Consider the following 11,721-nt stretch of genomic DNA (forward strand, 5'->3'; position numbering starts at 1 on the left):
GGCGGCGATCGAGCTCACCCTCGCGGGTGAAGCGGATGAATTCCACCTTGCCGCGCAGCAGGGAGGGGCCGCCGGCGAGGTTGAGGGCCTGGTTGAGGGCTGAACCCTGGGGCAGGGTGACGCCGCCGGGGGTCTTCACCCGGCCACTCACGTACACCTGGATGAACTGGGGGCTGAGGTTGGTTTGCCCTGCCTTAAGCAGCTGCTCGCGCAGCACCACGGGGCTCTTGGCCACACTCACCACGTCGCCGTCAAAGAGGCGGATGTTCTGGGATTCATCGCCCTCGGTGATCAGGGTGAGGAAATTGAGCTGGGTGCGGATCTTGCCGCCGCCGGCACTCACGGGCTGGCGCCGGGTCACCTGCACCTCGGCCAAGTTGGAATAGGGGGTGATCCCTTGGGCGGTGCGGATCGCGTCGAACACGGTGGGGAACAGGGCCCCGAAGGTGGTGATCCCGCCGCCGGAGCTACTGGTGCCAGAGCCAGGCGTGGCAGGGCTGTCGGGCCGGCTGGTGAGCTGATCGCCGCCGCTGGCGCGGATCGCCGCATCGGCCTCGCTGGACACACTGCCCAGTTCCTGGGCACCACTGAGGGTGTAGTAACCAGGCCGCTTCACCTCGCCGCCCACGTAGATGCGGATCGGGCGGTAGCCCACGGGGCGGATGTAGAGCTCGGGCTGGCGCACGTAGCGCTTGAACTGCTCGGTGAGGAAGTAGCGCAGCTCCTCCACCGTGAGCCCTTCCACATACAGGGCGCGCAGGCGGGGCAGATAGAGGGTGCCGTCGGGGCCGATCGATACCGTGCCGCTGAGCTCGGGGATGTCGAGCAGCTCGATCTGCAGGGTGTCACCCGGGCCGAGGATGTAGCTGTCGTAGACGACGCGGCTGCGGCTGGCGGTTGCCGGGTTTGATGGGGTGTTGGCCAGGCTGGGTTGCAGGCCGAGAACGGCCAGTGCGACGGCCGTGCAAACCCACCAAGCTCGTTGTCGCAACGGTTGCACCGGGATGGAAAATCTCCTGGAGCGACCCTATCGCCCGGAGTGTGCTGATCTGCAGCGGAGTGGCCGCTGGACCCACTGGAAGTGGGAGGCGGGATAGCTTGGAATCCGCAAATGATGCGTTTTCTGCATTTTCTGATGGAGGCTGGTGCCGTGCGATATTTGATTGGCAGTGGCGAGAAGGTTGAGTTCTCTCCCTTCCCTTCGGCACACTGCCTAATTGGTGTGCTTTCGTTCGAGCCTACTTCCGACCTCAGTGTGCTGGTGAGTGTCGCACCAACCGTTCATCACTGAGGTGCCGGTGGTGTCGATCGCGGTGTCTGCCACGGTGTTCGATAAAGTACTCAGCAACGCTCAGGAGGCCAAGGCGCGCGATGCCCAGTTGATCGGGGTGGCCCCCGATTGCCCAGATGCCGAGCTGTTTGACACGCTCCTTCCCGTGCCGGTGGTGGATGAGCTCCTCAGCCCGCTGCTGACGGTGATCCCGATTCAGCTGCTGAGCTATCACATTGCTGCCCACCGGGGCCTGGATGTGTGGATCAGCCCCGCAACCTGGCCAATAGCGTCACAGTGGAATGGCCACCACTGGCTCTTGCTCTGTCTGCTCTACTTGGCTGTATGACCGTTCTGGTCACCGGCGCTGCTGGTTTCATTGGCTTTCACCTCATCTATCGGCTGCTGGAGCGCTTCTTGGTTTGGTCTTCCAACGACGTAGCAGATCAACTCGGATGACAGAGACGGGAACAGCAACTTATCCCCAATCCACCCGTACCCTCCTACTGGGCATTTGGGGTCACCTCAGCCGTCGACGTCGGATCCAGCTGAGTTTGCTGCTGGTGGTGATGCTGGCTAGTGGCGGGGCGGAACTGGTTTCACTGGGGGCGGTGCTGCCGTTTCTGGCTGTGCTCAGCGACCCTCAGAGGCTGTGGCAGCAACCGCTGGTTCAGGATCTGGCCAGCCGGTTGGGCTTCACGGCGTCGAACCAGCTGCTGCTGCCCGCCACGCTGACGTTTGCGGCGGCGGCGGTGCTTGCGGCGCTGATCCGGTTGGCAAACCTTTGGCTGAACGGCCGGCTAGCGGCGGAGGTGGGTTCAGACCTGAGCTGTGAGGCGTTCCAGCGCACTCTCTATCAGCCCTATCAAAAACATCTGCTATCTAATAGCTCTACGGTGATTGCAGGCACCATCACCCAAATCACCAGATCGGTTGCTGCGTTTACTGCCTTGCTTCAGCTGATCACTGCAGCTGTGGTGGCGATTGGCCTGTTGACTGGCCTGCTGCTGATCGACTGGCAAGTGGCGCTGGGAGCCGCGACACTGTTTGCAAGTGTATATGGCCTGCTGGCAGTCACTGCGCGTAGGCAGTTCCACATGAACAGCCATCGAATCGCAGAGGCAGCAAGGCATCAGATCAAAACTTTACAGGAAGTATTAGGAGCAATCCGTGATGTGCTGCTAGACGGCAATCAGGCCTACTATCTTCAAAAATATGAACAGCTTGACAAGCCTCAGCGGTTGCTTCAAGCTAAAAATTACTATTTGGCTTCATCTCCAAAATTTATTTTAGAGGCCCTGGGTATGGTGGCGATTGCCTTGCTATCCGGACTGCTGGTGCTGCAGCAGGGATCCGGTAGTTCCGTGATCCCCCTTGTTGGGGTACTTGCTCTGGGTGCCCAGCGGTTGCTGCCAGCACTTCAACAAGTTTATTTCAATTGGTCTCTCCTCAAAGGTTTCAATGCAGACCTGGCCGGGGTTCTTGCATTGCTCAACCAGCCGCTTCCACCGAAGGTGAGCGTGGCCGACCCGCTGCCGCTGCGCGAGGCCATTCGCCTGGAGGGGGTGTGCTTCCGCTACGGGCCAGATCCCCACGATGTGCTGCAGGGACTGGATCTGGAGATCAGACGCGGAGAACGCATCGGCCTGATAGGTAGCACGGGCAGTGGAAAGAGCACTACGGTGGATGTATTGATGGGTTTGCTGGCACCTACAGCTGGTCGTGTCTTGGTGGATGGAGCGGATCTCCATGATCCGGCACATCCAGAGAAGCTGGACGCCTGGCGGGCGGCGATTGCCCATGTGCCACAGAGTATCTACCTGGCCGATAGCTCAATTGCCGAGAACATTGCCTTTGGTGTGGCCCGCCAGGAGATCGACATGGCCCGCGTGAAGCAGGCAGCCGAGCAGGCCCAGATTGCCAGCTTCATTGAAGGCAGCCCAGAGGGCTACCAGAGTTTTGTAGGTGAGCGTGGAATCCGCCTCAGTGGTGGCCAACGGCAGCGGATCGGCATTGCACGGGCGCTCTATAAGCAGGCTCGGGTGCTTGTTTTAGATGAAGCCACCAGTGCGCTTGACAGCGGTACGGAAAATGCGGTGATGGCCGCGGTGGAAGGGTTGAGCAATGAGCTAACTATTGTGATGATTGCTCATCGGCTCAGCACCGTGCAGCACTGTGATCGGCTGATCCACCTTGCTCAAGGGGCCGTTTCAGCCGATGGGCCTCCAGGGCTGGTATTGGCAAGCACTACCTGAATACCTTCGTTCCTTCTTCCTGATGCCCTTTGATTCCAGCTCCAGCATCCTGATCACCGGCGGCACCGGTAGCTTTGGCAAGGCATTTATTGCTGAAATCTTAAGTCGCTTCCCGAAGATTCATCGGCTAGTGATTTACAGCCGCGATGAACTCAAGCAGTGGGAGATCCAGCAGCTTTACCCTGAGAGTAAGTTTCCTCAACTCCGTTTCTTCCTAGGCGATGTGCGCGACCGAGACCGGCTCCGGCGAGCGCTGGAGGGCATCGACACGGTGGTGCATGCAGCAGCCCTGAAGCAGGTGCCTGCGGCGGAATACAACCCCTTCGAGTTCATCAACACGAATGTGCTCGGGGCCGAGAATATGGTGCAGTCGTGTCTTGACGCCGGCGTGAAACGGGTGGTGGCCCTCAGCACCGACAAGGCCGCCGCCCCAATTAACCTCTACGGCGCCACCAAGCTCTGCTCTGACAAGCTCTTCATTGCCGCCAACAACATCAAGGGCACACGCGATTTGCGCTTTTCTGTAGTGCGCTATGGCAATGTGATGGGCTCACGGGGCTCGGTAATTCCTTTCTTCCTGGAGAAAGCGAAATCCGGGGTGCTGCCGATCACTGATCCGGCAATGACGCGCTTCAACATTTCGCTGAGCGAGGGCGTAGCGATGGTGCTGTGGTCGCTGGAACAGGCTCGAGGCGGCGAGCTGTTTGTGCCCAAGATCCCCAGCTACCGCATTACCGACGTGGCGGAGGCGATCGGGCCGAGCTGCGAGAAGCCGATCACCGGCATCCGCCCTGGTGAAAAGATCCATGAGGAGATGATCACCGCCTCCGACAGCTTCACCACAATTGATCTGGGCGAGTACTTCGCGATTTTGCCTAGCGATGGTCGGGTGCAGAAGCTCTACCAGGAGGCTGGCATCAGCAATACCGCCGTGCCTTCAGGTTTCGCCTACAACTCCGGTTCCAACCCAGACTTCCTCAGTGTGGAGCAGCTGCGTGCGCTGATCCGCGAACACGTAGACACGGCATTCCAACCCGTATGAGCAGCCACTCCATGCCATTTATTCCCTACGGCCGCCAGACGATCAGCGAGGCCGACATCGCCGAGGTGGTGGAGGTGTTACGCAGCCCCTGCCTCACCCAGGGGCCAACTGTGCCGGCCTTTGAGCAGTCAGTGGCCGTCAAGGTTGGCGCGCGCTACGGAGTGGCGGTGAACAGCGCTACTAGCGCCCTGCACATCGCCTGTCTGGCCCTCGGGCTCGGGCCTGGCGATCGTCTCTGGACTTCACCGAACACATTTGTGGCCTCGGCCAACTGCGGGCGCTATTGCGGCGCTGCAGTCGACTTTGTCGACATCGAGCCCGCGACCGGCCTGATGAGCGTGGCGGCGCTGGAGACCAAGCTGCAGCACGCCGAGCGGGATGGCATCTTGCCGAAGCTGGTGGTGCCGGTGCATCTCACGGGCAGCAGCTGCGATATGGCGCCGATTGGATCGCTGGCTCAGCGCTACGGTTTTGCGGTGCTGGAGGATGCCAGCCATGCGATCGGCGGCCGCTACCGCGGCGAGCCGGTGGGCAATTGCCGCTACAGCGCAATCACGGTGTTCAGCTTCCACCCGGTGAAGATCATCACCAGCGGTGAAGGCGGCCTGGCCACTACCAATGATCCGATTTTAGCCCAGCGCATGGCAGAACTGCGCAGCCACGGCATTGTGCGCGAGGCCGAGCGTTTTGAGCGCCCAGCGGCGGGGCCCTGGGTGTATGAGCAGCAGCAGCTGGGCTTCAACTACCGAATCACAGACATCCAGGCTGCGCTGGGCCTGAGCCAGCTGCAGCGGCTCGATGAGATCGTGATCGAGCGCAACCGCCAGTTGGAGTGCTACCGAGAGCTGCTGGCTGGGCTGCCTGTCAAGTTGCTGGAGGTGCCTGATGACGTGCTCAGCTCCGTGCATCTGGCCGTGATCCGCCTACAGCAGGCCACTGCGGATCAGCACCGGCAGCTCTTTGAGGAGCTTCGGGACGCCGGAATCGGTGTGCAGTTGCACTACAGCCCGGTGCATCTGCAGCCCTACTACCGTGCATTGGGTTTCACGGAAGGGCAATTCCCCGAAGCTGAGGCCTATGCGAGCAGTGCCATGAGCCTGCCGCTGTTTCCGGGGCTAGAACCAACCCAGTGCATATTTGTGGCCCAGCAACTAACGCGTTTGCTTGATGACCAATCTTCCAAGTAAAATAGGACTCGGAACAGCTCAGTGGGGATTAACATATGGAATCTCTAATCATTCAGGGCAGACGAAGCAAGAGGAAGTCTCCCGTATTTTGGCTTATGCGAAGGCTGTCGGGATCAAAGTCATCGATACTGCAAGGGCTTATGGTGAATCAGAGCAGGTTCTCGGCAAAAACGATCTAGCAGATTTCAAGGTTATAACGAAGATACCTACACTGAAGGCTCAGCATATAGACCATGCTTTGGTCGGTACATTTCTCGAAGGGTCATTTCTGGAATCTCTTCAGGCATTGGGGGTTGAAAGAGTTCAGGGTCTTTTGGTCCATGACTGCGAGGATCTCTTTTCGCAATCTGGAGAAGCAATTATTACCTCTCTTCAAAAGCTAAAGACTCTTGGCAAAGTAGACAAGATCGGAGTATCTATATATAGTTCGAGTCAGATCATAAAGGCGCTAAAGCTTTTCACGCCGGACATTGTTCAGCTTCCTTTTAATGTCTTTGACCAAAGGCTTTTGCACGATGGCACTCTATCGGTACTAAAAGATCTCGGAATTGAGATTCATGCTAGGTCTATATTCCTTCAAGGCCTTCTTATAATGAAAGCTGATAGTATTCCCTCATATTTTAGACCTTGGAAAACTCAGCTTTTAGCGTGGAATCAATTATGTACTGACTTGGGAAAACAGCCTCAGCATATCGCTTTGGGTTTTGCTGCTACAAATAGCCTCATAGATCAAGTTATTGTTGGAGTAGAAGATCTTTTGCAGCTGGTTGACCTGGCTTCTTTTAGGCTTTCCGGTTATGATGTCAGCTCTTTAAGTATGTATGCTGTAAGCGATGAAAGACTATTGAATCCAAGCTTTTGGAGTTTACAAGACTAAGCATGTCTCTCCCTTTAGTTGCTATTGGCATTCAGTGCAGGCTGACATCCTCTCGTCTTCCATGCAAAGCTTTATTGAAACTAGCAGATACCACTGTCCTTGGTATGTGCATACAAAGAGCCAAGCATGCTGGGCATCCTGTTTTTCTCCTTACAAGTGATCAAAGAGAAGACGACATTCTGGTTAATGCTACATTGGAATATGGAGCGGATGGAATTATTCGCGGATCTCTTGACAATGTATTGTCGAGGTATTTGAGGCTCATCCAAGACTTCCCATGCGAATACATCATTCGCGTGACTGCCGATAATCCATTGACTGAGTATGAGTTTGTCAATCCTTTAATTGACTATGCATACAAGAATGGCTTGCCCTATGCATGGGTTGAATCCTCTCTTTGTCCTGAGGGAACCAATATCGAGATTTTTTCAAAGGAAGCTCTTTTCGAATCAGTGAATACAGATATAAGCAGTTCAAATCTCGAACATGTAACCACATTTATGAGACGCAGTCTCTCCAGCAGCCAGTGTCTTAAGGATGTTGCTTCTCAGAGATTTCCTTTTGACTGTAAACAGCTGAGCTTCACAATTGACACGATTTTAGATTATGTTAAGATCGTCAAATTAATTGACTCCGTGAATCAGCGGCAAGGAGTCTGCTGGAAAGATCCTAACTTTGTAAGAGTTTGTGCTGAGTTTGCATTGAACGGACAGTCCTCTTATCCTTTAAGGCGAAATCATGGCACTGCATAGCTGGTTATGAAATCAATTGTAATTACTGGGCCTTCGGGACACTTGGGTGCAGCAATAGTTTCGCATCTTCTGAATAGCTTTAATGTAATCGGAATAAGCCGAACCGCTTCTGGTCTCCAGCTCGATCATCAAGTCAGTCGTAAATGCTTTGGCAAGTATATTCCTATCGATCAGGATCTTTCTGCCATTAGCACCGAAGCTCTCGTGGCATTAATTAACGAGTCTGTTTTGGATGCCAACTCTTCCTTGGTTGGTCTTGTAAACAATGCTTTTACCGTCTATCCTGGTACCGCTTTGTCAATTGATACTGAAAGTGTTCATTCGTGCGCCGAAAGCTTGCTTGGGATTCATGTCAGGCTTTCATTGGCAGTTGCAGAGGCGCTAAAGACAGGTCGAGGTGGAAGCATCGTCAATATTGCAAGCATCTATGGCAAGGTCTCTCCTCGCCCTGATCTATACTCGTGCCTCGATTCTATGAACCCAATTCTTTATGGGACTTTTAAAGCCGGCTTAATTCAGGCATCAAGGTACTTGTCGAGCTTGCTTGCGCCTGATGGGATTAGGGTTAATTCAGTAAGTTATGGCCCTTTCCCGTCTCTTGCTGTGCAGGAAAACGATCCTGAATTCATTGAAAGATTGGGTAAACAGACTCATTTGAAGAGAATTGGGATCCCTTCGGAGGCTGCTGGTGTAGTAAGTTTTTTGCTTTCCGAAGAATCCTCTTATATTACTGGCGCTGATATTCCCGTGGATGGGGGATGGACGGCGTGGTGAGAACTTTTTTTGAGAAAAAAGTATTAATAGTCGCCGCCAACTCGACGACGAAATGCTCGGCTGCGGCGGTATAATCCCCAGCCACGCCGATGCCGGTGATCAAGTGCAAGTGCTTATTGCGGCGGAAGGCGCCACCTCCCGCCAGTAGCAACGCGACCGTAATGGGGCCACCAGTTAACTCTCAGGCCTTGCACAGGCGGGTCGGGAGGGCGATGTGATCCTCGGTTCACAGGGCATAGAGCTGCAGGATCTGCCCTACAACCGCCTCAATTCGCTCGACCGGCTCGACCTGATCAAACAGATTTAGGAGCGGATCGCCCACCATCAGCCCCGGGTGGTGAATGTGCGCCATGCGGGCGATGCGGTCGTCGTCTATCGCCACCTGAGAGCCCTCGTGGATGTATCGGTAGCTGAGTCGTCTTGCATTCTGCGAAAGTTCTTATGACTCCAATCCTCTTCCGCTGCGATGCCTCCCTATCCATGGGCACCGGCCATGTCATGCGCTGCCGCACCCTCGCGCGTGAGCTGCAGCGGCGCGGGGCGGTGGTCACCTTTTTGTCTCGCCGCCAGCCCGGTGATCTGATTGGCCTGCTGGAGCAGGAATTTGCGGTGCTTCCCCTGCCCGATCTGCCGCTTGCTGCCAGTGAAGGCCTCAAGGATCGCGAGCTCTATGCCGCTTGGCTGGGCTGCACCCAGGAGCAGGATGCAGGCGAGTGCCTGGAAGCTCTGCAGAAGGCAGGAATCGCCAGCCCCCACTGGCTGGTGGCCGACCACTACGGGCTAGATGCTCGTTGGGAAGCGCAGATGTTGGCTGGCCTGGCCGGCGCTGCCACGCCAAAGATGCTGGTGATCGACGATCTGGCGGACCGTCCCCACCAGGCTGATCTGCTGTTGGATCAGAACTTCTGTGGCGACGCCACCGCCCATCGCCACCAAGGCTTGGTGCCGCCTCAGTGCCGCCAGCTGCTGGGACCCCATTACGCCCTGCTGGGGACGGAATACGCCCGGCTGCATCCGCTGGTGCCTTCGCGCACGAAGATCCGACGGATCCTGCTGTTCTTCGGGGGGGTGGATTCGGCCAACCTCACCGGCCGGACGCTGGAAGCCTTGGTGGATCCGGCGCTGGTAGATCTGGAGGTGAATGTGGTGCTGAGCCCGCACTCTCCACACCGGCAGGCGGTGGCCGAGCAGGTGGCCCTGCGCCCCCACACCACCTTGTCCGAAACCCTGCCAAGTCTGGCCGGGCTGATCGCCAGGGCGGATCTTGCGATTGGTGCTGGCGGTGCCACCACTTGGGAGCGGGCCTGCCTTGGCTTGCCGAGCCTGGTGGTGGCGATTGCCGCCAACCAGCTCCCCTTTGCCCAGGCCCTCAATCAAGCCGGGCATCTGCAACTGTTAGGCGATGGGCCTGGCGTGACCGCTGGCCAGATCCGTTCGGCCTTGTTGGCCCGGCTCGCCGAGACGTCTCAACCAGACGGAGGTCGCACTCTCACCGATGGTTGGGGAGCTTCACGCGTTGCCATGGCGATGTTGGGGCCTCAGGGGAAGATCAGGCTTCGACCTGCAGTGGCCTCGGATGAAGCCTTGCTGCTGCGCTGGGCTAACGATCCTCAAGTGCGGGCTAACAGTTTTTCGCAGGAGCCGATCGCGGCGGCTGATCACCACAAATGGTTTCACAAGGGCCTTATGGACCCCAACCGGCTCCAGTTGATCGCCAAGGCCGCCGATGACTGTGCTATCGGTCAGATCCGTTTTGATCGGCAGCCTGAAACGTTAGAAGGGCAGGCCCGAGAGGCCTCGATCGGTTTTTCCATCGATCGCTGTGCTCGTGGATATGGTCTGGCTACCACGCTCGTGCGTTTGGGTCTTGAGGCCATGGAGCAACACTGGGGTCATGCCACGGAGGCCGTGGCTGAAGTGCTCACCACCAATCCCGCTAGTAATGCCTGCTTTGACCGTTGCGGTTTTAAACTCCAAGGCATCACATCTGCCCCTCTCGCGGGGCAAGCCATGAATCGCTGGCGCCGGCCAGCAGCTCCGGGCTCATTGCAGATTCCTCCATACTGTGGGACATGAGCAATGTGTTCGAGTGGGTGTTAGACACCGAATGTGAAAAAATGGCTGGCTTGAGACTCAACAACTGTATCCCAACTATCATTTCCCATTTAGCCATTCAACCCATCGGCCAGCTGGCCGATGGGTCTATCGCCATGCTGATCTTGCTGCCCGGCCCTGTTGTTTCTGAGTTCCCCACCCGATGACAATCCAAATCGCCGGCCGCCCCATCGGCGCAGACCATCCCCCTTTTGTGATTGCCGAGATGAGCGGCAACCACAACCAGAGCCTGGATCGGGCTCTGGCCATCGTGGACGCGGCTGCCCAAGCGGGAGCCCACGCGATCAAGCTGCAGACCTACACCGCCGACACGATGACGCTCGACGTGCGCGGCGGCAGTTTCGACATCAGTGATCCCGATTCACTCTGGGCTGGCCAAAACCTCCACGACCTCTACAAGAAGGCTTACACCCCCTGGGAATGGCACGCTCCAATCATGGAGCGGGCTCGTGAGCTGGGCTTGATCTGCTTCAGTTCACCGTTTGATGAAACTGCCGTCGATTTCCTAGAGGATCTCGGTGCACCCGCTTACAAGATCGCGAGCTTCGAGAACAACCACTTGCCCCTGATCGAGAAGGCCGCCTCCACGGGCAAGCCCCTGATCATCTCCACCGGCATGGCAAGCCTCGGCGAGCTTGACGATGCCGTCCGCACCGCCCGCGATGCCGGCTGCACCCAGTTGGTGCTGCTCAAGTGCACCAGCACCTATCCCGCAAGCCCTGAAAACACCAACATCCGCACCATTCCCCACCTGCAGGAGCTGTTCGACTGTGAGGTGGGTCTAAGTGATCACACGATGGGTTTAGGAGTGGCCGTAGCCGCCGTTGCCGTCGGTGCCAGCGTGGTGGAGAAACACTTCACGCTGGCTCGTGCTGATGGAGGGGTGGATTCTGACTTTTCCCTTGAACCGGCAGAGCTGGCAAGCTTGGTGACTGAGATTGAGCGCGCCTGGCACGCGCTAGGAAGCGTGTTTTACGGCCCTACGGAGGCCGAGCAGAAGAGCTTGGTGTATCGAAGGTCTATTTATGCAGCTGCAGATATTGCTGAAGGCGAAGTCTTTAGCGAATCCAATATTTGCATCGTACGGCCTGGCGATGGGGCTCCACCAGCTTTTTATAGTAAATTGTTAGGGGTCCAGTCCAGGCGTTCCTTCGAGCGCGGAGATCCCTTAAGTGTCGACATACTCCTTTAGTCTTATGCTAAAAATCGGCAAATATTGCCATTGTGTGCTTTGGCTCTAAATCAAAATACTGGTTCTTTGCATGTTTTCTCGTTTTAAAAGTGATTGCTTTATTGCAGGGAGTGATTCATTGTTTTGAGAAGTTCGTTAAAAGGGCCATTTGGCTTCTACCTCTTGTTAAGCAGTATTTCATTGCTGATTCTCCCTTGGATAGCTATTTCAAGAATTCAAGGGGAATCCGGCAGTGCTGTCTATGCTCTTCTGGTGCG

Annotated in this window: 11 protein-coding genes and 1 pseudogene; 10 read left to right on the forward strand and 2 right to left on the reverse strand. The window is 56.6% G+C overall.

The window, feature by feature from the left end; genetic code table 11:
• On the reverse strand, window positions 1–991 hold a 991-nt coding region (locus KBY71_RS12505), incomplete at its 3' end, for a polysaccharide biosynthesis/export family protein (protein WP_254929227.1).
• A gap of 301 nt (window positions 992–1,292) precedes the next feature.
• Between KBY71_RS12505 and KBY71_RS12510 the strand changes: the two are divergent.
• From KBY71_RS12510 to KBY71_RS12540, 7 genes and pseudogenes are all read left to right on the forward strand, one after another.
• A pseudogene (locus KBY71_RS12510) lies at window positions 1,293–1,573 on the forward strand (glutamine--fructose-6-phosphate aminotransferase); the annotation flags it as partial.
• Window positions 1,574–1,833: 260 nt separating this feature from the next.
• Window positions 1,834–3,525, forward strand: coding sequence for an ABC transporter ATP-binding protein (locus KBY71_RS12515; protein ID WP_254929236.1), 1,692 nt, complete (start codon window positions 1,834–1,836; stop codon window positions 3,523–3,525).
• Window positions 3,464–4,567, forward strand: a complete 1,104-nt coding sequence (pseB, locus tag KBY71_RS12520; RefSeq protein WP_315858559.1) for a UDP-N-acetylglucosamine 4,6-dehydratase (inverting) — start codon at window positions 3,464–3,466, stop codon at window positions 4,565–4,567. Before KBY71_RS12515 ends, pseB begins: the two co-directional genes overlap by 62 nt.
• A gap of 11 nt (window positions 4,568–4,578) precedes the next feature.
• On the forward strand, window positions 4,579–5,754 hold the full coding sequence (gene pseC / locus KBY71_RS12525; protein WP_254929228.1) for a UDP-4-amino-4,6-dideoxy-N-acetyl-beta-L-altrosamine transaminase: 1,176 nt from the start codon (window positions 4,579–4,581) through the stop codon (window positions 5,752–5,754).
• The gene (locus KBY71_RS12530) at window positions 5,735–6,631 is read left to right on the forward strand and encodes an aldo/keto reductase (protein ID WP_254929229.1); all 897 of its coding nucleotides are present in this window, start codon (window positions 5,735–5,737) and stop codon (window positions 6,629–6,631) included. The genes pseC and KBY71_RS12530 overlap by 20 nt, the downstream gene beginning before the upstream one ends.
• 2 nt (window positions 6,632–6,633) lie before the next feature.
• A complete protein-coding gene (locus KBY71_RS12535; RefSeq protein WP_254929230.1) occupies window positions 6,634–7,383 on the forward strand; it encodes a cytidylyltransferase domain-containing protein in 750 nt (249 codons plus the stop codon).
• A 6-nt stretch (window positions 7,384–7,389) separates the two neighbouring features.
• A complete protein-coding gene (locus KBY71_RS12540; protein ID WP_254929231.1) occupies window positions 7,390–8,157 on the forward strand; it encodes an SDR family NAD(P)-dependent oxidoreductase in 768 nt (255 codons plus the stop codon).
• A gap of 226 nt (window positions 8,158–8,383) precedes the next feature.
• Here KBY71_RS12540 and KBY71_RS12545 read toward each other — a convergent pair whose 3' ends face one another.
• A complete protein-coding gene (locus tag KBY71_RS12545; protein WP_254929232.1) occupies window positions 8,384–8,539 on the reverse strand; it encodes a hypothetical protein in 156 nt (51 codons plus the stop codon).
• A 59-nt stretch (window positions 8,540–8,598) separates the two neighbouring features.
• Between KBY71_RS12545 and pseG the strand changes: the two genes are divergently transcribed.
• Genes pseG through pseI form a run of 3 tightly spaced genes read left to right on the forward strand, consistent with a single transcriptional unit; the run spans window position 8,599 to window position 11,464 of the window.
• Window positions 8,599–10,233, forward strand: a complete 1,635-nt coding sequence (pseG, locus tag KBY71_RS12550; protein WP_254929233.1) for a UDP-2,4-diacetamido-2,4,6-trideoxy-beta-L-altropyranose hydrolase — start codon at window positions 8,599–8,601, stop codon at window positions 10,231–10,233.
• Entirely contained in the window at window positions 10,230–10,418 is a 189-nt protein-coding gene (locus KBY71_RS12555) for a hypothetical protein (protein WP_254929234.1), read from the forward strand. The genes pseG and KBY71_RS12555 overlap by 4 nt, the downstream gene beginning before the upstream one ends.
• A gap of 47 nt (window positions 10,419–10,465) precedes the next feature.
• Window positions 10,466–11,464 (forward strand): pseudaminic acid synthase, encoded by a 999-nt coding sequence (gene pseI, locus KBY71_RS12560; RefSeq protein WP_254929235.1) that lies wholly within the window; start codon window positions 10,466–10,468, stop codon window positions 11,462–11,464.
• Window positions 11,465–11,721 lie beyond the last annotated feature (257 nt).

The organism is Cyanobium sp. T1B-Tous, assembly GCF_024345475.1.
GTDB lineage: Bacteria > Cyanobacteriota > Cyanobacteriia > PCC-6307 > Cyanobiaceae > Cyanobium_A.